Origin of the sequence: Bradyrhizobium macuxiense, from assembly GCF_001542415.1 — a bacterium.
Taxonomy (GTDB): Bacteria; Pseudomonadota; Alphaproteobacteria; order Rhizobiales; family Xanthobacteraceae; genus Bradyrhizobium; species Bradyrhizobium macuxiense.
In genome coordinates this window covers 166,317-188,954 of record NZ_LNCU01000034.1, presented here as the reverse complement: position 1 = coordinate 188,954, position 22,638 = coordinate 166,317, and the positions used below count along the sequence as shown (strand labels likewise).

Annotated in this window: 21 protein-coding genes and 2 pseudogenes; 15 read left to right on the top strand and 8 right to left on the bottom strand. The window is 64.8% G+C overall.

Annotated features, from left to right (window positions below; all coding sequences use genetic code 11):
• The first annotated feature begins 130 nt into the window (after positions 1–130).
• From AS156_RS08895 to AS156_RS08880, 4 genes are all read left to right on the top strand, one after another.
• Positions 131–796 carry a response regulator transcription factor gene (locus AS156_RS08895; RefSeq protein WP_066502770.1) on the top strand — a complete coding sequence of 222 codons (666 nt, stop codon included), beginning with the start codon at positions 131–133 and terminating at the stop codon, positions 794–796.
• A complete protein-coding gene (locus AS156_RS08890) occupies positions 790–2,094 on the top strand; it encodes a sensor histidine kinase (protein WP_160331069.1) in 1,305 nt (434 codons plus the stop codon). The genes AS156_RS08895 and AS156_RS08890 overlap by 7 nt, the downstream gene beginning before the upstream one ends.
• A gap of 187 nt (positions 2,095–2,281) precedes the next feature.
• Positions 2,282–3,094 (top strand): amino acid kinase family protein, encoded by an 813-nt coding sequence (locus tag AS156_RS08885; RefSeq protein ID WP_066502763.1) that lies wholly within the window; start codon positions 2,282–2,284, stop codon positions 3,092–3,094.
• A 13-nt stretch (positions 3,095–3,107) separates the two neighbouring features.
• Positions 3,108–3,938, top strand: a complete 831-nt coding sequence (locus AS156_RS08880) for an amino acid kinase family protein (protein WP_066502761.1) — start codon at positions 3,108–3,110, stop codon at positions 3,936–3,938.
• Positions 3,939–3,999: 61 nt separating this feature from the next.
• On the opposite strand, the gene AS156_RS08875 is transcribed toward AS156_RS08880, so the two are convergent.
• On the bottom strand, positions 4,000–4,398 hold the full coding sequence (locus AS156_RS08875; RefSeq protein ID WP_245312630.1) for a hypothetical protein: 399 nt from the start codon (positions 4,396–4,398) through the stop codon (positions 4,000–4,002).
• A 273-nt stretch (positions 4,399–4,671) separates the two neighbouring features.
• Between AS156_RS08875 and AS156_RS08870 the strand changes: the two genes are divergently transcribed.
• Positions 4,672–5,043, top strand: a complete 372-nt coding sequence (locus tag AS156_RS08870) for a cupin domain-containing protein (protein WP_066502758.1) — start codon at positions 4,672–4,674, stop codon at positions 5,041–5,043.
• A 46-nt stretch (positions 5,044–5,089) separates the two neighbouring features.
• Here the strand turns inward: AS156_RS08870 and AS156_RS08865 are convergent, their stop codons facing one another.
• The gene (locus AS156_RS08865) at positions 5,090–5,692 is read right to left on the bottom strand and encodes a TetR/AcrR family transcriptional regulator (protein WP_066502754.1); all 603 of its coding nucleotides are present in this window, start codon (positions 5,690–5,692) and stop codon (positions 5,090–5,092) included.
• A gap of 112 nt (positions 5,693–5,804) precedes the next feature.
• Between AS156_RS08865 and AS156_RS08860 the strand changes: the two genes are divergently transcribed.
• The 4 genes and pseudogenes from AS156_RS08860 to AS156_RS08850 all read left to right on the top strand — a co-directional run bounded on the left by AS156_RS08860 (position 5,805) and on the right by AS156_RS08850 (position 7,726).
• A complete protein-coding gene (locus AS156_RS08860) occupies positions 5,805–6,500 on the top strand; it encodes a PspA/IM30 family protein (protein ID WP_066502751.1) in 696 nt (231 codons plus the stop codon).
• 48 nt (positions 6,501–6,548) lie between these two features.
• Positions 6,549–6,823: pseudogene (locus AS156_RS08855) on the top strand (YiaA/YiaB family inner membrane protein).
• Between the two features lie 326 nt (positions 6,824–7,149).
• Positions 7,150–7,332, top strand: a pseudogene (locus AS156_RS40445) (hypothetical protein); the annotation flags it as partial.
• 187 nt (positions 7,333–7,519) lie between these two features.
• Complete coding sequence (locus AS156_RS08850; RefSeq protein WP_066502748.1) at positions 7,520–7,726, top strand: hypothetical protein; 207 nt, start codon at positions 7,520–7,522, stop codon at positions 7,724–7,726.
• 146 nt (positions 7,727–7,872) lie between these two features.
• Here AS156_RS08850 and AS156_RS08845 read toward each other — a convergent pair whose 3' ends face one another.
• The gene (locus tag AS156_RS08845) at positions 7,873–8,448 is read right to left on the bottom strand and encodes a DUF2478 domain-containing protein (RefSeq protein WP_066502746.1); all 576 of its coding nucleotides are present in this window, start codon (positions 8,446–8,448) and stop codon (positions 7,873–7,875) included.
• A 69-nt stretch (positions 8,449–8,517) separates the two neighbouring features.
• Positions 8,518–9,927, bottom strand: a complete 1,410-nt coding sequence (locus AS156_RS08840) for an aldehyde dehydrogenase family protein (RefSeq protein ID WP_066502744.1) — start codon at positions 9,925–9,927, stop codon at positions 8,518–8,520.
• 177 nt (positions 9,928–10,104) lie between these two features.
• On the opposite strand from AS156_RS08840, the gene AS156_RS08835 reads away from it, so the two are divergent.
• Positions 10,105–10,485 carry a hypothetical protein gene (locus AS156_RS08835; protein ID WP_066502743.1) on the top strand — a complete coding sequence of 127 codons (381 nt, stop codon included), beginning with the start codon at positions 10,105–10,107 and terminating at the stop codon, positions 10,483–10,485.
• A gap of 147 nt (positions 10,486–10,632) precedes the next feature.
• Here the strand turns inward: AS156_RS08835 and AS156_RS08830 are convergent, their stop codons facing one another.
• A complete protein-coding gene (locus AS156_RS08830; RefSeq protein WP_066502740.1) occupies positions 10,633–11,484 on the bottom strand; it encodes an SDR family NAD(P)-dependent oxidoreductase in 852 nt (283 codons plus the stop codon).
• A gap of 319 nt (positions 11,485–11,803) precedes the next feature.
• Here AS156_RS08830 and AS156_RS08825 point away from each other — a divergent pair, with 319 nt between their 5' ends.
• A complete protein-coding gene (locus tag AS156_RS08825; RefSeq protein ID WP_066502736.1) occupies positions 11,804–13,300 on the top strand; it encodes an aldehyde dehydrogenase family protein in 1,497 nt (498 codons plus the stop codon).
• Positions 13,301–13,776: 476 nt separating this feature from the next.
• On the opposite strand, the gene AS156_RS08820 is transcribed toward AS156_RS08825, so the two are convergent.
• Complete coding sequence (locus AS156_RS08820) at positions 13,777–14,160, bottom strand: winged helix-turn-helix domain-containing protein (protein ID WP_066502732.1); 384 nt, start codon at positions 14,158–14,160, stop codon at positions 13,777–13,779.
• A 101-nt stretch (positions 14,161–14,261) separates the two neighbouring features.
• Between AS156_RS08820 and AS156_RS08815 the strand changes: the two genes are divergently transcribed.
• Positions 14,262–15,386 (top strand): alkene reductase, encoded by a 1,125-nt coding sequence (locus AS156_RS08815; protein ID WP_066502730.1) that lies wholly within the window; start codon positions 14,262–14,264, stop codon positions 15,384–15,386.
• 152 nt (positions 15,387–15,538) lie between these two features.
• Positions 15,539–16,057 (top strand): GFA family protein, encoded by a 519-nt coding sequence (locus AS156_RS08810; RefSeq protein WP_066502945.1) that lies wholly within the window; start codon positions 15,539–15,541, stop codon positions 16,055–16,057.
• Between the two features lie 13 nt (positions 16,058–16,070).
• Here AS156_RS08810 and AS156_RS08805 read toward each other — a convergent pair whose 3' ends face one another.
• Positions 16,071–17,582, bottom strand: a complete 1,512-nt coding sequence (locus tag AS156_RS08805; protein WP_245312628.1) for an argininosuccinate lyase — start codon at positions 17,580–17,582, stop codon at positions 16,071–16,073.
• Between the two features lie 193 nt (positions 17,583–17,775).
• Here AS156_RS08805 and AS156_RS08800 point away from each other — a divergent pair, with 193 nt between their 5' ends.
• Positions 17,776–19,440, top strand: coding sequence for a thiamine pyrophosphate-binding protein (locus tag AS156_RS08800; protein ID WP_066502727.1), 1,665 nt, complete (start codon positions 17,776–17,778; stop codon positions 19,438–19,440).
• Between the two features lie 156 nt (positions 19,441–19,596).
• Here the strand turns inward: AS156_RS08800 and AS156_RS08795 are convergent, their stop codons facing one another.
• Positions 19,597–20,982 carry an LLM class flavin-dependent oxidoreductase gene (locus AS156_RS08795; protein ID WP_066502723.1) on the bottom strand — a complete coding sequence of 462 codons (1,386 nt, stop codon included), beginning with the start codon at positions 20,980–20,982 and terminating at the stop codon, positions 19,597–19,599.
• Between the two features lie 223 nt (positions 20,983–21,205).
• Between AS156_RS08795 and AS156_RS08790 the strand changes: the two genes are divergently transcribed.
• The gene (locus AS156_RS08790; RefSeq protein ID WP_066502720.1) at positions 21,206–22,591 is read left to right on the top strand and encodes a M20 family metallopeptidase; all 1,386 of its coding nucleotides are present in this window, start codon (positions 21,206–21,208) and stop codon (positions 22,589–22,591) included.
• Positions 22,592–22,638: the final 47 nt, after the last annotated feature.

Below are 22,638 nucleotides of genomic sequence, written 5' to 3'. Positions count from 1 at the left end.
CCGCGCGCCAGAAGCCCTAAGTTCCGCCTAAGTTTGAGCGGGTAGATCCCGAGGCGTTGCCGGTGGTTGATCCGGCGAGGTATGGCCTCGCCCGGATGCCTCCTGGCTGATGATGATGGGTTGCCGAGCGATGCGTGTGCTCTTGGTGGAGGACGACAGGATGATCGGCGCCGCCGTCGTCGAGGCGCTGAAGGATGCTGCCTACGCCGTCGACTGGGTGCGCAATGGCGATCTCGCCATCGAGGCTGTGAGCAGCGAGACCTATGACATTGCGCTGCTCGATCTCGGCCTGCCGATCACTGACGGTCTCGACGTGCTGAAGACGGTTCGCTCGGACAGCAGGCGCCTTCCGGTGATCATCCTCACGGCGCGCGATGCGCTGAACGATCGCATTCGCGGGCTCGATCTCGGCGCCGACGATTACCTGGTCAAGCCGTTCGAGATCGGGGAATTGCTGGCGCGCATGCGCGCGGTGCTGCGTCGCGAGGGTAGCGGGGCGCCGCCCGTTCTGACCAATGGCGCGCTTCACCTCGATCCGGCGACGCGCGAGGCCACTTTCCGCGGTGAGAAGGTTGTGCTCAGCGCGCGCGAGTTCGCCCTGCTTCAGGCGTTGCTGACGCGGCCCGGGACGATCCTGTCCCGGGCCGAACTCGAACGTCATCTCTACGGCTGGAGCGAAGAGGTCGAAAGCAACGCGGTCGAATTCCTGATTCACGCCGTACGCAAGAAGCTCGGCGCGACCGTAATCCGCAACGTTCGCGGCGTTGGATGGATGGTGGATCGCTCGACATGTTGACCTCGCTGCGCGGACGCCTGTTCATCGGGCTGACTGCGATCATCGTGCTCATGGGCGCCGTGGGCGGTACGTTCACCTATTTCTGGGCCTACAGCGAAGCGATCGAGATGCAGGATTCCGTCCTGATCCAGATCGGCAGCTTCGCGCTGAATGCGTCGATCAGGCAGAGCGGCCTTGTGAACGGTGTCGATGCGGACTCCGAGGTTGCGGTCGTCGAGCTTGGCGATGCGCCGCGCGGGTCTGCCGATGATCGGCGGTTATGGGGATTGAAGGATGGGCTGCACAATGATGTGCGGCAGGGGCAGCCGGTGCGGGTCCTGCTTCGCACGCGGCCCGACGGCAGCCGTTTTGCGGTGACGCAACGCACTGAAATCCGCACCGAGATTGCGGCCGATATGGCAATCCGGACATTGCTGCCGATCGCTGCGCTGGTGCCGTGCCTGTTGCTTGTCACTGGGTTGGTGATCGCGCGATCGTTTCGGCCGATGCTGCGCCTGGCCGGCAATCTCGATGCGCGGCAGGCCGACGACATCGGCGAATTGACGGCGGCCGGCGCGCCAAGCGAGCTCCAGCCGTTTCTCGGTTCGATCAATGGATTGCTGGAACGGATGCGCGCCATGCTGGAACAGCAGCGGCGCTTCATCGCGGACGCAGCCCACGAGCTTCGCACGCCGATCACTGCGCTCAGCCTGCAGGCGGAGAATCTCGATCCGCTCGAGGTCGCGCCGCCGATGCGCAATCGGCTCGATGCGCTGAAGAGCGGCATGCGGCGGACCAAGCACCTGCTCGAGCAATTGCTGGCACTCGCCCGCCAGGATGCCGCGCCGGCAGCCGCCAGCGAGGCCGTGCAACTGGACATGATCGCGAAGGGTGTCGTGGCCGATCTGCTGCCGGAAGCCTCGGCACGGAGCATCGATCTCGGCTTCACGATGATCGAACCGGTCACGGTGGATGGTGACCCGTTCGCGATTGTCTCGGCGGTCCGCAATCTGGTCGAGAATGCGGTCAAGTTCACGCCTGATGGCGGCAACGTCGATCTCGGCGTCTACGGGGAAGACGGAAAGGCCGTCATCCAGATCGAAGACAGCGGGCCCGGCGTTCCGCCGCAGGACCTGGGGCGGATCGGCGAACCATTCTTCCGCGGTTGCCAGCCGAGCGGCGAAGGCTCCGGGCTCGGGCTTTCGATCGTGAAACGGATCGTCGACCAGTGTGGCGGTTCGATCCTGTTCGAGAATATCGCGGGGACAGGACGCTCAGGGCTGCGCGTGACGGTCAAGCTACCGGCGGCCGATCGATAGATCGCGCCGGTCGCAGGCGCCCGATATGAACGCGGGGTATCATGCCGCTATGTCTTGAGACCTGCCCAACTTATCGCTACGACTGAAACTTCAGACGCGGGGCCTCGAGAGATCGCCCGTCGAGACCAGCTTGGGCTCGCCGGTCCACCGGGCGATGGTTCAACGCGCTGGAGAAAGGACGTTTCTCATGACGAACACGACGACGGAGCTCGAGGCGCTGCTGATGCAGCGGTCGCTCACCGATCCACAGCTTCTGGCCGCGGCAGATGCCGCTTCGGACTTTCGGATCCTGCCGGATGCGACCGTGATCAAGATCGGCGGGCAGAGCGTCATCGACCGCGGCCGCGCGGCGGTCTATCCGCTGGTCGACGAGATCGTCGCGGCCCGCAAGGCTCACAGGATTCTGATCGGGACCGGCGCCGGCACGCGGGCCCGGCATCTCTATTCGATCGCGGCCGGGCTTCGTCTGCCGGCCGGCGTGCTGTCGCAACTCGGTGCCTCGGTCGCCGATCAGAATGCGGCGATGCTGGGGCAGCTGCTTGCCAAGCATGGCATCTCCGCCGTCAGCGGCGCCGGGCTCTCGGCCGTGCCGCTCTATCTCGCCGAAGTGAACGCGGTCATCTTCAGCGGCATGCCGCCCTACGGTCTCTGGATGCGTCCTGCGAGCGAAGGCGTGATCCCGCCGTACCGTACCGACGCCGGGTGCTTCCTCGTTGCCGAGCAGTTCGGCTGCAAGGCGATGATCTATGTGAAGGACGAGAACGGCCTCTATACGTCGAACCCGAAGACCTCGAAGGGCGCGACCTTCATCCCGAAGATCTCGGTCGCCGAGATGAAGGCGAAGGGGCTGCAGGATTCGATCCTCGAATTTCCGGTGCTCGATCTGCTCGCCTCGGCACGCTACGTGCGCGAGGTGCAGGTCGTGAATGGTCTCGTTCCCGGCAACCTCACCCGCGCGCTCGCGGGTGAGCATGTCGGCACCATCATCACCGCGAGCTAGAGGGAACGACGCCATGACTGACACCAACCAGATCAAGCACGTCGCCTCGCCGCTCGCGCGCCAGACGCTGCTCGATGGCAATCTCACCCGCCCCGTCGCGGGCAGCCGTCCGATCGAGCTTCTCCCCTGGGTGCAGGTCGTGAAGATCGGCGGCCGCTCCATCATGGATCGCGGCCATGAGGCGATCCTGCCGATCGTGGCCGAGCTGCGCGCGCTGCTGCCTGAGCATCGCCTGCTGATCCTGACCGGCGCCGGCATCCGCGCTCGCCACCTCTACAGCGTCGGCCTCGATCTCGGCCTGCCGGTAGGCTCCCTTGCTCCGCTCGCGGCCAGCGAGGCCGGCCAGAACGGTCACATCCTTGCCTGTCTGCTCGCGCCGGAGGGCGTCTCCTATATCGAGCACCCGACCATCGCGAGTCAGCTCGCCATTCACCTCTCCGCGGCGCGTGCGGTCGTCGGCAGCGCGTTTCCGCCCTACCATCATCACGAGTTTCCGAACTCGCGCATTCCGCTGCACCGCGCCGACACAGGTGCGTTCCTGCTTGCGGACGCGCTGGGTGCGGCCGGCCTCACGATCGTGGAAGACGTCGATGGCGTGTACACCGCCGATCCGAACGGCGCCGAGGGCAAGCAGGCGCAGCTGCTCCGCGAGACCAACGTTGCCGAGCTTGCCAAGCTGAAGGGTACGCTGCCGTTCGATCCCGCACTGCTCGAGGTGATGGCGAACGCGCGCCACATCGCGCGGGTGCAGGTGGTGAACGGCCTCGTTCCGGGTCGGCTCACCGCGGCGCTGCGCGGCCAGCATGTCGGATCGATCATTCACACCGGCGCACGCCCGGCCTGAGCGCGCTTGTCAGGGAATAGTCGCGCGCCGGCATCGTTCGGCGCGCGTCGAAGCGAATCAGCTACTTGATCGTCGCGCGTACCGTGATGACCGATGTGCCTGACGCCGTCGGCCCCTGGCCCGTTGCCTTGACGGCAAACGTATCGCTTCCCTTGTACTTGCCCTTCGGCGTGTATTGAAACGTCGAGGCGTCGAGCTTTTTCAACTTGCCGTGCGCGGGCTTTTGCGAAATCGCCGACTCGGTCACCGTGCCGCGTATCTGGATCGGAAACAGGCAGCTTTCGCCTGATGTGACATCAATGTCGCCGTTCGAATTTTCGCCCCAGTTCGCCAATGTGACCGACATTGAGCATTCGGAAGGGGCGGGCGCCGCAGACGCCGGCATGAAGCTTGCTGCTTCGGCAACAAGCGCGACGGCAGCAACCTTCAGCAACCGCGTCGTAAAGATCCAAATTGTCATGCAGGACTCACTGACCAAGATTTCCCCGAACGGCGGCATTGGAGCCAGGTCGTTCAGCAGTCGCTCCGCGCGAAATCTTGCAACGCGGATGCATTGCAGGCAAGGGCTTCGACCATCGCGCCGATCCTCAACTGTGACAACACCGAAGACGTCTCACATTTGATGCGAGTTGGTGGAGACGACATCTTGTTGCCTCGGCGAGGCATCCCCATAGTCAGCAGCGCGATTCCAGTCGAATGACGTCAGATCGATGCTTGACGGGAGGAATGTCCAATGGGTGAAAACAGCGACGGTCAGGCAAGCGCCCAACAGGCCGCCTTTGCGGGTGTCACGCGCAAGATCCTCGAACGCCTTGCGTTGCCCGGCGATCATCGGGAACTAGTGGTGGCCGAGGTGACCTATCCGCCCGGCGGCGTCGCTCCGCTGCACCGGCATCCCGTTGGCGGCGTGATCTTCATCGTCGAAGGTGTTGCCGAGTCCGCTTACGGCAGCGATGCCCCGCGACAGTACCGGGCCGGCGAGACCTTGCAGGATCGCGCCGATCTTCCGCACACGCATTTTCGCAACTGCGACCCGGACCGCCCGCTGCGCTTTCTGACCATCTATGCGCTCGAGCCCGGGCGCTCCTACACTATGGAGCCGTGAGGACGAGGCCTGGCGTCTCAAGAGCCAATCTCCGCCGCGCCTAGTCCTACTTCGCCGTCAGCCCGTCGATCATCGCGCGTGTCAGTGTCGCGATCTCGCTGCGTAGTGCATCGATCGGCACGGCGATCAGCTTCTGCTCGAGTCCGAGCGCGACCATGCCGTGCATGGCGGAGAACAGGCTGCGCGCGGTGACGCCGACCTGCGTAGACGAGCGTTGCGGGAAGAGCGCGGCAAGCGGCTTGTAGATGTGTCGGAACAAATCCATCTGCTCGGCGACAGCCCATTCCGGCACCGGCTTGCCGGGCTGCATGCGATGCTCGAACAGTGCGCGCCACAACTCGAGATTCTCAGCGGCGAAGTCGCAATAGGCGACCGCGATCCGCACCAGCATCTCGCGCGGCGCGACAGATCCGCTGATCTCGGCGAGCGACAGTGAGGCATCGAGCCGCGCCAGCGTGCGCGAGCCGACCCGCAGAATCAGCTCGTCGACATCCTCGACCAGATTGTAGACGCCGCCATTGGCGACGCCGATTTCCTGCGCCAGTTCGCGTGTTTTCAGGCCGCCAATACCCTTTGCCGCGATCGCCCGTTCCGCTGCCTCGATCAGGGCCTCGCGCAGTTTGGCTCGTCTTTCCATTGCCTTGGACATGATTCTCTCGTCGTTAACCGGAATCGTGAGCGGCGCTCAAATAATTGTTGAGCGGTGCTCAATGTGTGGTAAAAGAGTGTCCTGAGCGATGCTCATAACAGGGAGTGACCAAATGTTCAAAACTGTTTTGACGCTTTTCCGCGGCAGCATCGCTGTAGCGGGGGAGGAACTGGAGGACCGGACGGCCGTCGTCATTCTCGATCAGCAGATGCGCGATGCGGCCGCCGCCGTGGAGCGTTCGAAGCGATCCCTGGCGCTCGCGATCGCCGGCGACCAGCAGGAGGGGCGGCGGCTCGAGACCACCTGCGCCCGCATCGCCGATCTGGAGGTGCGCGCGACCGCGGCGCTCGAGGGCGGTCGGGAAGATCTCGCCCGCGAGGCGGCGCAGGCGATCGCCAACCTCGAGGCCGAGCGCGACGCCGCGACGACCGCACGCGCGCTGTTCGCCTCGGAGATCGCCCGGCTGAAGCGACATGTCGCCAATGCCGAGGCGCGCATCGCCGAGCTCGATCGCGGACGCCGGCTGGCGCGTGCCTCCGAGGCGGTGCGCTCGCTGCGGCGGAGCGGCATCGAAGCGGCGCGGCCCTACGAGTCCACGCTGCCGGAAGCCGAGGCCACGTTGCGGCGACTGCGCGAGCGGCAGATGGAGGCCCAGGCCGTCGACGAGGCCTTGATCGAGATCGACGCGGTCTCCGGCCCGCTCGCCACCGCCGAGAAACTCGCCGAGCAGGGCTTCGGCCCGCGAATGAAATCGATCGCCGGCGACGTGCTGGCGCGGCTGAAAGCCAAGCGCCCGACCGCAGCCTGAATCTCAAGTCCGAAGCCGAACCATCTTCAAACCTCGTAGGAGCGTATCATGAATCAGAATGTCCAACCCCACAGCGGTGCCTGGTCTCCTTCACCTACGCGTCGTTTGTCGCTTCCGCCTTCCTCGTCGCCGTCGGCGTGTTCTTCCTGCCGGTCGATATCTGGATGAAGGGCTATCTCACGATGGGCATCGTGATGCTGGTGCAGACCTGCGTCGCGCTGACCAAGACGGTGCGCGACAACCACGAAAGCGGCAGGCTCGTGAATCGCATCGAGGATGCCAAGGCCGAGCGCCTGCTGATGGAAGTTTCCAAGGCGGCCTGAGAACGCGGCGTGAGCCGGAGCCGAGACGAAGCGGCGGGGGGCTTTCCACTTGCCGTTTTCGTCGTCAAAGGAGCCGGTCCCTTCGCGTCATTGCGAGGAGCTCGCGACAAAATTGCAAATTTTGCGCTGAAGCGACGAAGCAATCCATCGCGCCGCGCATGCGGAAAGGTGGATTGCTTCGCGGAGCTTGTCATCGGGCGCGCGTTCGCGCGACCCGTTGGCTCGCAATGACGGGTGATTGCTATCCCTTACGGGCGACTTGTTTGGTTTCCTGAAGGGCTCGTTTACCCTGCGGCAATCGGCGCCAGGTTGCGCTCATCGCTCCTCCCGCGGTCGAGCGCATGGCCTCGCTGATGACGGCCAACAACGCCACCCATGTCATCGTACTCGCCCATGATCCGCTCGACCTGATCGTGCTGGCGGTGCCGGTGACTGCGGCCGATCCGGTGACCAAGACCGCGTTGGCGCTGGTGCGGCGGCTGCTGGTGCTGACCCCGGAGGCGACATGAAGCTTGAGATCCGATAGATACTGCAGGACTGCCCGATACAATGGCTAAAACCCGAGCATTTCGAGCTGCCGGTCGACCGGTTGATTGTGTGAGCCACTTCACGCGTGCTGGGTGATATCTCCACTGTCAAAGCTTCATCCGGTCGTGCTATGACCCCGCCCGAAAAACCAACGACCGGTGTGGATCTATGTCGAAGCAGTCGATGCGCGAGGAGGCTGAACGCCTGATCCGCGAGACAATGGAAAAGCGGAACCTCGTCATCAAGCAGGGCACGACCCGGATCGAGGCGATCTGCGGCAAATGCGGCGCGCCGAACCGCGTACAGGCGGAAAAGGGCCAGTCCCGCGTCAAATTCGTCTGCAAGCAGTGCGACCACAAGCAGGAAACGCTCTGAGCCGTTTTCATCGTCATTGCGAGGAGCTCGCGACAAAGTTGCAATTTTGCGCTGAAGCGACGAAGCAATCCATTTTCCCGCGTGCGGAGAGGGATGGATTGCTTCGCTCGCAGTGAACATGCACAGCAATGGCGAGGTCTGGCCACCTACTTGAGCGTCTCGCAGACCGTGGTGTGAGCCGGTGCAGTCCGGGCCGCGTTCCGCAGCGAGACGCTGCGCCACCAGGCGTCCAATGCCTGGGGCTCGCAGGCGAGTTTCACGCTCATGCCGCCGGCGAACTTGATCCAGTCAGCGAAGCTTTGGCGCGATACTGCAATGATCACCGGAATGTCTGAAGCGAGCGCGCGCTCGATCAGATAGCCGAGGCCCTTGCCGTCGCGCTCGCGCTTGCCGAAGCGATTGACGATCAGGATGTCGGCGCCCGCTTCCAGCGCACTGGCGACGCGGGTGCCTGCGTCCTGCAGCCGCGCCAAATCAAGCTTGCAGCTGGTGGCGCCAAGGCTTGTGGGATTTGGGCTTGCGGGCAGGGCCAGCAGCAGCGTTTCGCCGTTATGGACCAGTACGGCGGAAAGGCTGGAATCGGCGCATTGGCCCGTCTGCACCATGCCGACGGCGCGGAACCCGCGCGTGTTGAGCCCGTCGGCGAAGTCGCGCAGCACCGCGTCGGGGTCATCGTGGTCGTCGTAGACCACGGCGGCGAGGTCGCATTGGGCGTCGAACATGGTGCGCTTCTGTTGTTGGACAGGGGAAGCGACCGCGGCGCGCCGGCGCCGCGATCGCCGATAGCGGGATCAGGCGGCCGGCGGGCCGTTGATGATCTGCAGCTGGGTGAATTCGGCGAGGCCTTCCTCGGCGAATTCGGTGCCGATGCCCGACTGCTTGGCGCCGCCGAACGGAATATTCGGCGCCATGTCGAGGTGCTTGTTGATCCACACCGTGCCGGCCTCGATCCGGGTCGCGATATCGTGCGCGCGGTTGATGTCTGACGACCAGACCGATGCGCCGAGGCCGTAGGTGGTCGCGTTGGCACGGCGGATCACGTCATCCTTGTCGGAATATTTGATCACCGGCAGCACGGGACCGAACTGCTCCTCGTCGACCAGCTTGGAGCCTTCCTTGATGTCGCGCACGATGGTCGGCTGGATGAAGTAGCCGGGACGGTCCATCGCCGCGCCGCCGGCAATCACGTTGCCGTTCTTGCGGGCGTCGTCGAGGAACGCCTTCACCTTCTCGTACTGCATCTTGTTCTGCAGCGGCCCGAGTTTCGTTCCCTGCTTGGAGCCGTCATCGACCACCGTGTTCTTGGCGATCGCGACCAACTCGTTGCAGATCTCGTCATAGACGGACTCGTGCACATAGAGCCGCTTGATGGCGAGGCAGACCTGGCCGGAGTTCTGGAACGCGCCTTCGAAGATGCCGGGCGCGACCTTCTTCGGATCGACGTCGTCGAGCACGATGCCGGCGTCGTTGCCGCCGAGCTCCAGCGTGATCCGCTTCAACGTCTGCGACGCGCTCGCCATCACCTTCTGGCCGGTCGCCGACGAGCCGGTGAAGGAGATCTTGCGGATGTCCGGGTGCCTGGTCATGTGATCGCCGAGATCGTTGGCGTCGGCAATGAAGTTCAGCACGCCCTTCGGCAGGATGTCCTTGACGAGCTCGGCGAAGCGCAGCGAGGCCAGCGGCGTGGTCGGGGCGGGCTTCACCACCAGCGTGTTGCCGGCGAGCAGCGCGGACGGCAGCTTGAATGCGAGGATCAGCAGCGGATAGTTCCAGGGAATGATGGCGCCGACCACGCCGAGCGGGCGGCGATATGCTTCGACCTTGCGATCGCCGGAGTTCTCGATCACGCGCATCGGCAGATCCAGCGAGCCGAGATAGCGGAAGAAGCCGGCCATGCCCATCACCTCGCCGGTGGCATCGGCCAGCGGCTTGCCCTGCTCGCTGGTCAGGATGTGGGCGAGCTCGTTCGTGTTGGCCTCGATCACCTCAGCCATCTTGATGATGAGCTTGCGGCGCTCCTCCATCGACGTCGCGGCCCAAGCGGGGTAGGCGGCCTTCGCCGCGGCGACGGCCTTGTCGAGCTGTTCCTTGGAGGCGCGCGGACACTGCGCCAGCACCTCTTCGGTCGCCGGATTGAGCACCGGCATGGTCTTGTCGCCGGGTACCATCTTGCCGTCGATGAGAAGACTGTAATCACTCATTGGCTTCACTCTCCCTGGGTCAACGGGCCCTTCGCGGACCTCGCTATATCCGATCATATATCACGCATGCGGCAAACCCGCCACGGCCAATCCGGGACCCGGAATAACGGCTGGACGGCGGTGGCCATAGCGATATAGTCTAAAGGATATAACGAAGAAATGATCCGGAGTGCCGGTATGCAGATCGAAACCCTGGAGCTCACGACCTGCGAAGTCGCGTCCGATGGCTGCGCCATTTCGCTGGGGTTCGTCGACGGCAAGGGTGAGCCCGCGACGATCCGGCTGTCGATCAACCAGGTCGGCGCGCTGGTCATGACGCTGCCCGGGCTGATCAGCAAGGCACTGCAGGCGCGCTTCGGCGACCAGACCTTGCGCTACGCCTATCCGCTGGATTCCTGGCTGATCGAGCAATCGACCGATCCGAGCCAGGGCATGATGACGCTCAAGACGTCGGACGGCTTCAGCGTCTGCTTCTCGATCCCGCGCGCCCAGCAGAGCCAGCTCGGCGAGGCGCTGGTGGCACAGCCCGCGACGCCGGCGCGCGTGCGGGCGAATTGAGCCACGCACAATAGCCTCTCCGCGTCATTGCGAGCCAACGGGTCGGCGCAAAGCGCCGCCCGATGACAGGCTCCGCGAAGCAATCCATCTATCCGCGCAAGCGGTGCTATGGATTGCTTCGTCGCTTCGCTCCTCGCAATGACGGAACTACTTCCCCTTCACGAACGCCGCGAACGCGTCGCCATAATCCTTATGCCATCGCGACAGGGGCGGTCGGTTCTCGACGATGTCGCCGGCGGCCCACAGGATGCGGCGTTCGTCGAGCGCGCGCGGCACGTCGTTGTCGGGACAGAGGATGTAGAAATCGCCGGCGTCGAGCCGTTCGATCATGAAGTCGACGGTCTGTTCGGCTGTCCAGGCGCCGGCCGGCTTCTCGGTACGGCCGCGCGCGGTCAGCCCGGTGAAGACGAAGCCGGGGATCAGCAGATGCGCTGTGAGCTTGCAGCCGTCGGTGTTGCGCAGCTCGTGCTGCAGCGCCTCGGTGAAGGCCTTCACGCCGGCCTTGGAGACGTTGTAGGCGGGATCGCCCGGCGGCGTGGTGATGCCCTGCTTGGAACCGGTGTTGATGACCAGCCCCGGCCGCCCGCGCTTGATCATGTTGGGTACGAAAGCCTGCGTGCCGTTGATCACGCCCCACAGGTTGACCGCGAGAATGCGCTGCCAGTTGTCTGATGGCCCGAACATCGTGCTGCCGGGCTGGATGCCGGCATTGTTCATCAGGATGTCGGTGCCGCCGAACCGCTTCGCGACCGCGGCCTCAAGGTTCGCGACCTCGTCGGCGCGGCTGACATCGATGGCCGCGGTCATGATGTCCGATGCGCCGCCCGGCGCCGCAGATGACAGCTTTGTCGCAGCGTTCTTCAGCCGGTCATCGCCGAGATCGGCAATACAGACCTTCATGCTGGCCTTCGCGAAGCGCAGCGCCGCGGCAAGCCCGATACCGGATGCGCCTCCGGTGATCACGGCAACATGATTGGCTGATATCACGGGGTGGGACATCGTCGGTCTCCGGATACGTATGTCGCAAGGACATTTTCAGATTGGCGGCTGCATCCTTCGAGACGCCGCTCCGCGGCTCCTCAGGATGAGGTCTTATAGCAGACCTCATGGTGAGGAGCGCGGCAATGCCGCGCGTCTCGAACCATGAAGCCATGGAACGTGCCGCAGCGATCAGCACCATGCACGCAGGCGCATGGGAACTCTTCGTGCGCGCCACCCTCGACAACGCATGCTCGGCTTTACGGTTTCGCGTCTGCGCTGTAGAATCTTGGATATAACGCTTCCAGAAGACCTCAGCCGACATTTAGGGAGTGCAAACATGGCTGTTTCGCAGGCTATTCCGATCACGCGCCATCCATATGCCGATGGCTCCTACAAAAAGATGCTGATCGACGGCAAATGGGTCGACGCCGCCTCCGGCAAGACATTCGAGACGCACAATCCCGCCACCGGCGAATTGCTCGCGACCGTCGCCGAGGGCGACGCCGAGGACATCAACCGCGCGGTTGCGGCGGCGCGCCGCGCCTTCGAGGGACCGTGGAGCAAGGTCAAGCCGTTCGAGCGGCAGAACATGCTGCTGAAGCTCGCCGAACTCGTCGAGGCGAATTTCGAGGAACTGTCCCAGCTCGACACGCTCGACATGGGCGCGCCGATCAGCCGCACCCGCGGCAACAGGCTGCGTGCGCTCGGCATGCTGCGCTATTACGCAGGCCAGGCCACCGCGATCCATGGCGAGACCATCGAGAACTCGTTGCCCGGCGAGATCTTCTCCTACACGCTGAAGGAGCCGATCGGCGTGGTCGGCGCCATCATCCCGTGGAACGGGCCGCTGACCGCGTCGATCTGGAAGATCGGGCCGGCGATCGCGACCGGCTGCGCCGTGGTGCTGAAGCCGGCCGAGGAATCGCCGCTGACCTCGCTGCGCATCGGCGAGCTCTGCATGGAGGCCGGCATTCCGCCCGGCGTCGTCAACGTCGTGCCGGGCTATGGTGAGACTGCGGGCGCCGCGCTTGCCTCGCATCCCGATGTCGACAAGGTCGCCTTCACCGGCTCGCACCTCACGGGCCAGTCGATCATCCGCGCCTCGGCCGGCAACCTGAAGCGCGTGTCGCTCGAGCTCGGCGGCAAGTCGCCGGACATCGTGTTCGCCGATGCCGATCTCGACGCGGCGGTGCCGGGTGCCGCGATGGCGGTGTTCGCCAATTCCGGCCAGATCTGCAGTGCCGGCACGCGGCTGTTCGTCGAGCAGAAGGTCTATGACGAATTCGTCGGCCGCGTCGCCGAGTTCGGCAAGAAGCTTCAGGTCGGCAACGGCCTCGATCCCAACACGCAGATCGGCCCGCTGGTATCGCAGCAGCAGATGGAGCGCGTGTCCGGCTATCTCGACATCGGCCAGAAGGAAGGCGCGAAGGCGCTTGCCGGCGGCGGCCGCCTCACCGAGGGGGCGCTGTCGAAGGGCTATTTCGTGCAGCCGACGGTGTTTGCCAATGTGCAGGACAACATGCGCATCGCGCAGGAGGAGATCTTCGGCCCGGTGATCTCGGCGATCTCGTTCAAGGACCCCGAGGAGCTGATCAAGCGCGCCAACGCCACGACCTTCGGCCTCGGCTCGGGCGTCTGGACCACCAATGTCAGCAAGGCGCATCAGGTCGCGAAGGCGCTGCGCGCCGGCTCGGTCTGGGTCAATTGCTACCAGGCGATGGACCCCGCAGTGCCGTTCGGCGGCTACAAGATGAGCGGCTATGGTCGCGAGTCCGGCAAGCAGCACGTCGAGGAGTATCTCAACGTCAAGGCGGTCTGGATCAAGACGGGTTAGAGCATGATCCGGAAAAGTGTGAGGCGGTTTTCCCTCGCGACAAACGCGAAGCGTTTGCGCGGAGATCATGCTCAAACAAAGAGCTAAAGCGCGATGACGATTCAATGCGATCTCATCGCGCTTTAGCACATGACGAGTTAGGTTGAGCTGGCAGCGGCGGTGTTTCACCTCTCCCTTGGGAGAGGTCGGCGCGCAGCGCCGGGTGAGGGGTTACGATCTCTCGTGAGCGCCGCGGCCCCTCACCCGATTTGCTGCGCAAATCAACCTCTCCCCGTCGGGGAGAGGTGAAACGCGCTCGCGGAGAGAAGTCCCTTGCTCCAACGCCTGCATGACTTCGGAATATTAGAAATATATCCTTGATTTGCCTGACGCGTCAAGCTGCTCTGTCGAGAGCCGGCCGTTGCCGACTACTTTGCATGGGGTTGTTTTCGATATTTTCGCAACGCGTCCCTTGTGCGACAGCCGCCGTCTCGCGGCTAGCGTCCCACAGCCTTCTTCGGCTTGCCGATATCGCTGCGCAGGGCTTCGAGATCCTTGCGGACGGCGCTCGCTGCGTCGCGCTCGATCTTCCGGTAGCGTGCCACCAGCGACAGGCCGAACGGCGTCAGCATCGCGCCGCCGCCGTTCTTGCCGCCGGTCTGCCGTTCCACCGCGGCCTGCCGGCAGATGCGGTTGATCTCGTCGACGAGGTCCCAGGCGCGCTTGTAGCTCATGTCCATGGCGCGGCCGGCAGCCGAGATCGAGCCGCATTCGCGGATGTTTTCCAGCAGCTGGATCTTGCCCGGCCCGATCCGGTCCTCGGCATCGAGGTCGATGCGGACACTGAGGGAGGGGAGCGATGTGGCGCCCGGTTTCGACATGGAAGGCCTGCTATCTCGTGGGTAGATTGCCACTACCCGCTTTTGCGAACAAGGTGAACCCGTGAGATAACGGGCCATCATCAGGTATAATCGGGGCAGGCATGAATCCTCCGTCGCTGTTCTCTCCTCTCAAGATCGGGCCCTACCAGCTCAAGCATCGCATCGTGATGGCCCCGCTGACGCGGATGCGGGCGGCGAAGCCGAGCCTCGCGCCACGGCCGCTGAATGCGAAATATTACGCGCAGCGCGCTACGCCGGGCGGCTTGCTCATCGCCGAGGCCTCGCCCGTGGTCGCGACCGGCTTCGGCAATCCCGGCGTCCCCGGCATCTACACCGAGGCCCAGATCGCGGGCTGGCGCGAAGTCGTGGACGCCGTGCACGCCAAGGGCGGCTTCATCTTCCTGCAGCTCTGGCACGTTGGCCGCGTCTCGCACTCGTCCTACCAGCCGGGTGGCGTTCTGCCGGTTGCGCCGTCGGCGGTGGCGATTCCAGAGCTCAAGACGATGACGGCCGATGGCAAGGTGGTCGAGTACGAGACGCCGCGCGCGCTCGAGACCAGCGAGATCCCGCTGATGGTCGAGGCCTATCGTCAGGCCGCGAAGAATGCGCTGGCCGCCGGCTTCGACGGCGTCGAGATCCACGGCGCCAACGGCTATCTGATCGAGCAGTTCCTGCAGTCGCGCAGCAACTTGCGCACCGATCAATATGGCGGGTCAATCGAGAACCGCGTCCGCTTCCTGATGGAGGTGACGCAGGCCGCGATCGACGTCTGGGGCGCCGAACGCGTCGGCGTGCGGCTCTCGCCCTACGGTATCGCCAACGGCAGCGGCGAGGCCGACCCGATGCCGCTCTACAGCCACGCCATCAAGGCGCTGGACAAGCTCGGCCTCGCCTATCTGCATTTCATCGAGCCGCGTGCTTCCGGCACCGGGCGAGCAGAGGTCGACTGGCAGAACGTGCCGTCCGCGATGGTGCTGTATCGCCCGATGTGGAGCGGCGTGCTGATGACGGCCGGTAACTTTGTCGGCGGAAGCGCGCAGAGCGCGATCGCCGAAGGCCATGCCGATGCGATCGCTTTCGGCCGCTACTTCATTTCCAACCCGGACCTGCCGCGCCGCCTCGAACGCGGCTACCCCCTGACGCCGTACAATCGCGCGACGTTCTATAGCGGCGAGGAGAAGGGCTACACGGATTATCCCGTGCACGACGAAATGGCGCAGGCGTGATCTTGTAACCCGGATTTCGCTCCGCTGCGTCCAGGCTACATAGCTCCATCCTCGTCATTGCGAGGAGCGAAACGACGCATCGCTCCTCGGCGCGGATGGATTGCTTCGCTTTGCTCGCAATGACGGTGCTGCGAGCCAACCGGGAGACCTTCATGTTTCCGGAAGACGACGGCTTCGAGCCGACCAAGAAGCCCAAGCCCGTGGCGCTCGCCAAGCCCGCGGCGGGGCAGTGCCTGTGCGGCAAGGTGCGCTTCGAGATCGACGTGCCGGCGCGCTGGGCATGGCACGACCACACGCAGGCGAGCCGCCGCGCGCATGGTGCGGCGTACGCGACCTATGTCGGCAGCTGGAAAAAGCGCTTCCGCATCACGCAAGGCGCGGACGAACTCTCGCGCTACGAGGATGCTGCGACCAAGACGGCGCGCAGCTTCTGCGCCAATTGCGGCACGCCGATCATCTACGAGCGGGCGCGCGCTCCGCACATGGTCAACATTCCGCGCGCACTGTTTTCGGGGCGCACCGGCCGCCAGCCGCTCTATCACATCGCGATCGAGGAGCTGCAGGAATGGGCTTATATCGGCGAGCCGCTGGTGCCGCTGAAAGGCTATCCCGGCGTGGTCTGGCAGCGCTCGAAAAAGAAGAAGCGCAGCGAGCGCGAGGGGATGTTCTGACGCATCTCGCCCCTCACTTCGCATCCTTGAGCGCCGCGAAAGCCTGATCGAGCTTTTGCGACGCTGCCGTCAGCTTCGCGCGCGTCGCATCGAGCCACGCTCTGTCGGCGGCAAGATGGTCGCTCGCCGTGGCGAGCATGCGCGCAACCTCACTGGCTTGTGGGCCACCGAGGCCCTTGCTCGAACTCACCATGTTCTCCGGCGTCAGCGCGCGGCGGAATTGCTGTTCGGAGAGCGGCAGCTTCGTATCGACCTTCGCGGTCGTGGCGACCTCGGCATAGATGCGCTGCGCCTCGGCGAACGGAATCTGGCTGGCGCGCAGGTGATGACCGCGGCCGTAGTTGACGAGATCGGACGCGAAGTGATGGCCGATCCGGAACGGCACGTCGGCCTCACGCTGCAAGACGTCCGCAAGCTCGGTCGTGGTCGAATAATCGCCGTTGACTTCGTCGAGCGCACGCTCGGGACGGAAGCGCATCGAGCGGATCACGGCCTCGCCGTGGGCGAACAGCCCGGCCATGTCGCGCAATAGCGCGTTCGGATATTCCTTCGGGTTGCCGAAATCCTTGTAGTCGCTCATGCCGGCCTCGACATTGTGCGCGATGAACGTGAATGTTGTGGCCTCGCCGATCAAATTGCTGGCCTCGGCGCGGAGCCGCACCAGCCCGGCCGGATTGCGCTTCTGTGGCATGATGCTGCTGATGCCGGTCTCGGCACCCTCGGCGAGCAGGATCCATGGCTCGCTTTGCGCATATTGCGTGGTGACGTCGGCGATCAGTGCGCCGAGCGTCAGCGAACCCGATGTCGCTAGGCCGGCGAGCTCTGCGCCGCCGTCGATCGGCGAGATCTGGTTGGCGTCGAGCGAATTCTCCGCCACCGCACCGAAGCCGAGCAGCTCTGCGAGCCGCGGCCGGTCGACCGGGAAGCTCGACGTGCCGAGTGCCGCGGCGCCCAGCGGCGACTGGTTGAGGCGCACATAGGCCTCGCGCATCCGCGTCGCCTCGCGCTCGAGCGCGGCGGCATAGGCCGAGAGGTAGTGGCCGAAGGTGATCGGCTGCGCCTGCACGCCCCAGGTATAGGCCGGGATGATCGCATTCGGATTTTGTGCGGCGAGCGAGAGCAGCGCATCGCGCAAGCCGTTCAGCTTCTCGAAGGCGGTCAGGAAATCGTCGCGCGTGATGAGCCGCTGGGTGGTCGATCCGATGTCCTGGCGGCTGCGCCCGGAGTGCAGGCGGCTGATATCGGGGCCGCCCGCCGCCATCAGGTCCTGCTCCACCTTCAGATAGTCGCCCGATCGCGGCGCTCCCGGTTGATCGCCGGCGGCATCGACGGTGACGATAGCGTCATGGATCTTCGCCGCCAGCGGCTTGGGAACAATCCCGCGCTCGGCGATCATGACCGCGGAGGCGCGGTTGATCTGCGACATCCAGTAGAAGCGGTCGCGCGGGGCGGCGAGGGAGGGGGCGGCCTGGCCGATCACGAGAGCGGCGCCGACGATGATGGTGAATACGCGTGCATGCGGCAATGACTCCTCCCCACTGATCTATACCCGCAGCGCGGGATTTTCGCGATCCTATCATGGCGATGGAAACGGGAACGCGGATGAGGCGCGCGCCTGCGGAATGCAGCCATGATCGCGTGCTCGATTGCTCCCGCCGCGCAAGTTTGGTCATCTCCGTCGTCCCGTCGGTCAACGCTGCCGCGGGCCCGGAGGAGACATGAAGAACCGCATTACTGGCCGCTCGGCATTCCTGGCGCTGTTGAAGGACGAGGGCGTCACGCATCTGTTCGGCAATCCCGGCACCACCGAATTGCCGATCATGCATGCGCTGAAGGACCATCCCGATCTCACCTACGTGATGGCGATGCAGGAGAGCCTGGTCGTCGCGATGGCCGACGGATTCAGCCGTGCTTCGGGCAAGCTCGTCGCCTGCAACGTCCATGTCGCGCCGGGACTCGGCAACGCGATGGGTTCGCTCTACAACGCGAGCTTCACCGGCACGCCCTTGATCCTCACCGCCGGCCAGCAGGAGCAGGGCCACGGGCTGACCGAGCCGGTGCTCTATGGTCCGCTGGTGCAGATGGCGACGCCGCTGGTCAAATGGGCGGTCGAGGTGACGCGTCTCGAAGACCTGCCGCGGATCGTCCGCCGCGCGGCCAAGATCGCGACCACGCCGCCGACCGGGCCCGTGTTCATTTCGCTGCCCGGCGACATCCTCAATTCCGAGGCCGGCATCGAGCTCGGCCGCTCCACTCGCGTCGATACGCGGGTCAGGCCGTCGGAGGACTCGCTGAAGGCGCTCGCCGCGCGCATCCTGAGGGCGGAGCGCCCGGTGATCGTCGTCGGCGACGAAATCGTCAAGAGCGACGCGCTGCGTGAGGCCGCGGATCTCGCGGAGGCGCTGGGCTGCCCGGCCTGGCAATCGCCAACGCCTTACGGTTCGCATTTCCTTTCCGAGAGCCCGTGCTTCATGGGTGCGATCGCGCGCCTGCAGAAGGTTGCCCGCGACGTGCTGGCGCCGCACGATCTCCTGATCGCGCTCGGCGGCGATCCGCTGCGTATGTCCGTCTACAGCGAGGTAGATCCGTTGCCGGATGGCCTGTCCATCGTGCAGGTCGGTCTGGTCGACAACGATCTCGCCAAGAACTATGGCGCCGAGATCGCGGTGAAGGCCGACGTCAAGGAAACGCTGCGCGCGCTGGTGCCGGCGCTCAAGGAAATCGGCGGCGGCGCGCTACAGGCCCGCGCCAAGCAGGGACTGGCCGCACTTGCGGGCAAGAACTGGACAGCGAAGCGCAAGGCACTGGTCGAGCAGATCTCGAAGGCGAGCCACACCGCGCCGATCGATCCGGACTGGCTGGCGCTGCAGGTCGTGGAGGCGATGCCCGACAACGCCATCCTGGTCGACGAGGGCCTAACCTCGTCGCGACAGATCCTCGCGTTGCGCGCACACCGCGATCGCTACGGCTATCACGCGCTCGCCTCCGGCGGCATCGGCTGGGGCCTGCCGGCTGCGGTCGGCGTCAGCCTCGCCAATCCGCAGCGGCCGGTGGTCTGCTATTCCGGCGACGGCTCCTCGATGTATTCGATCCAGTCGCTGTGGACCGCGGCCAATCACAAGCTTCCTCTGACCTTCGTCATCGTCAACAATGGCGGCTACCGCATCATCAAGCAGCGCCTGCTCGCCTTCCATGGCGATGATCATTACGTCGGCATGGATTTCATCGATCCGCCGGTCGATTTCACCGGCGTCGCGCGTTCGCTCGGTCTCGAGGCGATCAGGATCACGGACCCGCAGGAGCTGAAGGGCGCGATGAAGTCCGCATTCAGCCGGCCGGGTGCGAAGCTGATCGAGGTCGTGGTGAGCAATTCGGTGAATTGAGCGGCTTACAAAGCGCCAAATCCATCATTGTCATTGCGAGGAGCCAACGGGTCGCGCGAACGCGCGCCCGATGACAAGCTCCGCGACGAAGCAATCCATTGTTCCGCACGTGTGGAGCTATGGATTGCTTCGCTTCGCTCGCAATGACGGTGAAGATTACTCCGCCGCCCCACGCGGCTTCACCCTGTACCTGCTCGCCGGATGCGTGCCATCGAGCCTCGCACGGCCCGCACCGAACAGCTTCTCGCGCAGCGTGCCCTTGGCGTAGTCCCGCTTATAGCGGCCGCGCCTGGTCAGCTCCGGCACCAGCACGTCGGCGATATCCTCGAAATCGCCGGGTGAGATCGCAAACGCGACGTTGAGGCCGTCGACACCGGTCTCCTCGAACCATTGCTCGATCTTGTCGGCGACCTGCTCGGGGGAGCCGACCACAACGGGACCGGCGCCGCCGATGCCGACATGCTCGGCAACCTCGCGCACGGTCCAAACCCTGTCGGGATCGGCGCGGGTGACGTTGTCCATCGCGGAGCGACCGGCGTCGTTCTGCACGTGGCGCACTTCTTGGTCGAGCGAATAGGTCGAGAAGTCGACACCGGTCCAGCCCGACATCAGCGCCAGCGCGCCCTCGTGGCTGATGTGGCTGCGATACTCCGCGTATTTCGCCTTGGCCTCCGCCTCGGTCGGCGCGACCACGATGCACATCATCGAGAACATCAGGATCTCGGCCGGGTTGCGGCCCTTCGCCGCGGCAAGCTCGCGGATCGCCGACACCCGCGGGCCGATCACTTTCGATGACGGGCCCGACATGAACACGCATTCGGCATGCTCGGCCGCGAATTGCCGGCCGCGCGGCGAGGTACCGGCCTGATAGAGCACGGGCGTACGCTGCGGCGACGGCTCCGAGAGATGGATCGCGTTGAGCCGGTAGTTGTTCCCTTCATGATGCACGGGATGCACCTTCGCAGGATCGGTGAAGATGCCGCGGGCGACGTCGCGGATTGCGGCGTCATCCTCCCAGCTGCCTTCCCAGAGCTTGTAGACCAGCTCCATATATTCGTCGGCGAGCTCATAGCGGTCGTCATGCGCGGTCTGCTTGTCCTTGCCCGCGCCGCGCGCCGCACTGTCGAGATAGCCGGTCACCACGTTCCAGCCGACGCGGCCGCCCGTCAGATGATCGAGCGTCGACATCCGTCTTGCGAACGGGTAGGGCGGCTCGAACGAAAGATTGCTGGTGACGCCGAAGCCGAGATTCTCGGTCACGGCGGCCATCGCCGGGATCAGCATCAACGGCTCGTTGGCCGGGGTCTGCGCCGCGTTGCGCAGCGCCGCATCCGGACTGCCTGCATAGACATCGTAGACGCCGAGCACGTCGGCGAGGAACAGCCCGTCGAAGCGGCCGCGTTCCAGCGTCTTCGCAAGATCGGTCCAATAGGACAGCCTGTTGTAGTCCTTGGTGCGATCGCGCGGATGGGTCCAGAGCCCGGGCGACTGATGCGCCACGCAATTCATGGCAAAGGCGTTGAGCCGGATTTGTTTTGTCATTGTTGAAACCTGGACGCACGTCGTTGAGGCCCGGCCGGGGCCGCGCTTTTCGCGGATCAACTTGTTGCGACTTGCCACCTTTTGGCAAGGCCCATTCGCGTTCGCGCCCCTTCCTCCCGCCATCCGATCCCGATAAGTTGGCCGCCTCCAGAGCATGATCCGGCGTTGCGCAGACGTTTTTCGGCGAGATCATGTTGAGACTTGATCGCGCGAAGGGACAATCATGGCAACACGGGCCGACGCAATCGCTGCTGTGCGAGAGCATTTTCAATCGGGACAGTTCTTGAAGGAACTCGACCGCAGGGTCGGCTACCAGACCGAGAGCCTGAATGCCGACAAGACCGATGCGCTGCGCGCCTATCTGGTCGAGAACCTGCAGCCGGCTTTCGCCGAGCTCGACTTCAAGACCCGGCTGATCGAGTCTCCGACCGGTCGTGGGCCCTACCTGATCGCCGATTACCGCGAAGACGCGTCGCGGCCGACCGTCCTGACCTACGGCCATGGCGACGTCGTCGACGGCATGGTCGGCGAATGGCGCGACGGGCTCAATCCCTGGCAGATCACCGTGAAAGGCGAACGCGCTTATGGCCGCGGCACTGCCGACAACAAAGGCCAGCACTCGATCAACATGGCCGCACTTCGGGCGGTGAAGCAGGCGCGCGGCGGCACGCTCGGCTTTAACGCAAAATTCATCATCGAGACCGGCGAGGAGATCGGCTCGCCCGATCTGCGCGAGGTCTGCGAGGCGCATCGCGAGGAGCTGAAGGCCGATCTGTTCATCGCGTCCGACGGCCCGCGACTGTCGGCGGAACGTCCGACCGTCTTCCTCGGCTGCCGCGGCGGCAACCGCATCCATCTCGACGTCAACCTGCGCGAGGGCGGCAACCATTCCGGCAATTGGGGCGGCGTGCTCGCGAACCCCGCCACGATCCTGGCGAACGCGATCGCGAGCCTGGTCGACGGCAAGGGCCGCATGAAGCTCGAGATCCTGAAACCCCCGCCGATCTCCAACCGCGTCCGCGCCGCGCTCGCCGACGTCAAGGTCGAGCCGACGGCGGACGAGCCTGCGCTCGCGGAAGATTGGGGCGAGGAGGGATTGACGCCGGCCGAGCGGCTCTATGCCTGGAACACGCTCGAAGTGCTGGCGATGTCGTCGGGCAACATCGAAAAACCCGCCAACGCAATTCCGGGCAAGGCAAGTGCGGTGCTGCAGCTTCGCTTCGTCGTCGGCACAAGGCATCTCGAAGTGATCGACGCGGTGCGGGATTATCTGCACAAGAACGGATTTCCGATGGTCGAGGTGTCGGGCACGCAGCGCTTCGGCGCCTCGCGTACCAACATGGACAGCCCGTGGATCGACTGGGCGGCGGATTCGATCCGCAAGACCACCGGCAAGGCGCCCGCGGTGCTGCCGAATTTCGGCGGCTCGCTGCCGAACGACGTGTTCTCCGAAGGCCTCGGCCTGCCGACGATCTGGGTGCCGCATTCCTATCCGGGCTGCTCGCAGCACGCCCCCGACGAGCACATCCTGCTGCCGGTGACCGAAGAGGCGCTCGCCATCATGGCCGGGCTGTTCTGGGATCTCGGTGAGACGCCGCGTAAGGCGTAAGACGCATTCTTCGTCATGGCCGGGCTTGACCCGGCCATCCACGACTT

What these genes read in the sequence shown, in the direction of transcription:
- AS156_RS08895 (WP_066502770.1), top strand. Translation starts at nt 131, where the DNA reads ATGCGTGTGCTCTTGGTGGAGGACGACAGGATGATCGGCGCCGCCGTC.
- AS156_RS08890 (WP_160331069.1), top strand. Translation starts at nt 790, where the DNA reads ATGTTGACCTCGCTGCGCGGACGCCTGTTCATCGGGCTGACTGCGATC.
- AS156_RS08885 (WP_066502763.1), top strand. Translation starts at nt 2,282, where the DNA reads ATGACGAACACGACGACGGAGCTCGAGGCGCTGCTGATGCAGCGGTCG.
- AS156_RS08880 (WP_066502761.1), top strand. Translation starts at nt 3,108, where the DNA reads ATGACTGACACCAACCAGATCAAGCACGTCGCCTCGCCGCTCGCGCGC.
- AS156_RS08875 (WP_245312630.1), bottom strand. Translation starts at nt 4,398, where the DNA reads ATGACAATTTGGATCTTTACGACGCGGTTGCTGAAGGTTGCTGCCGTC.
- AS156_RS08870 (WP_066502758.1), top strand. Translation starts at nt 4,672, where the DNA reads ATGGGTGAAAACAGCGACGGTCAGGCAAGCGCCCAACAGGCCGCCTTT.
- AS156_RS08865 (WP_066502754.1), bottom strand. Translation starts at nt 5,692, where the DNA reads ATGTCCAAGGCAATGGAAAGACGAGCCAAACTGCGCGAGGCCCTGATC.
- AS156_RS08860 (WP_066502751.1), top strand. Translation starts at nt 5,805, where the DNA reads ATGTTCAAAACTGTTTTGACGCTTTTCCGCGGCAGCATCGCTGTAGCG.
- AS156_RS08850 (WP_066502748.1), top strand. Translation starts at nt 7,520, where the DNA reads ATGTCGAAGCAGTCGATGCGCGAGGAGGCTGAACGCCTGATCCGCGAG.
- AS156_RS08845 (WP_066502746.1), bottom strand. Translation starts at nt 8,448, where the DNA reads ATGTTCGACGCCCAATGCGACCTCGCCGCCGTGGTCTACGACGACCAC.
- AS156_RS08840 (WP_066502744.1), bottom strand. Translation starts at nt 9,927, where the DNA reads ATGAGTGATTACAGTCTTCTCATCGACGGCAAGATGGTACCCGGCGAC.
- AS156_RS08835 (WP_066502743.1), top strand. Translation starts at nt 10,105, where the DNA reads ATGCAGATCGAAACCCTGGAGCTCACGACCTGCGAAGTCGCGTCCGAT.
- AS156_RS08830 (WP_066502740.1), bottom strand. Translation starts at nt 11,484, where the DNA reads ATGTCCCACCCCGTGATATCAGCCAATCATGTTGCCGTGATCACCGGA.
- AS156_RS08825 (WP_066502736.1), top strand. Translation starts at nt 11,804, where the DNA reads ATGGCTGTTTCGCAGGCTATTCCGATCACGCGCCATCCATATGCCGAT.
- AS156_RS08820 (WP_066502732.1), bottom strand. Translation starts at nt 14,160, where the DNA reads ATGTCGAAACCGGGCGCCACATCGCTCCCCTCCCTCAGTGTCCGCATC.
- AS156_RS08815 (WP_066502730.1), top strand. Translation starts at nt 14,262, where the DNA reads ATGAATCCTCCGTCGCTGTTCTCTCCTCTCAAGATCGGGCCCTACCAG.
- AS156_RS08810 (WP_066502945.1), top strand. Translation starts at nt 15,539, where the DNA reads ATGTTTCCGGAAGACGACGGCTTCGAGCCGACCAAGAAGCCCAAGCCC.
- AS156_RS08800 (WP_066502727.1), top strand. Translation starts at nt 17,776, where the DNA reads ATGAAGAACCGCATTACTGGCCGCTCGGCATTCCTGGCGCTGTTGAAG.
- AS156_RS08795 (WP_066502723.1), bottom strand. Translation starts at nt 20,982, where the DNA reads ATGACAAAACAAATCCGGCTCAACGCCTTTGCCATGAATTGCGTGGCG.
- AS156_RS08790 (WP_066502720.1), top strand. Translation starts at nt 21,206, where the DNA reads ATGGCAACACGGGCCGACGCAATCGCTGCTGTGCGAGAGCATTTTCAA.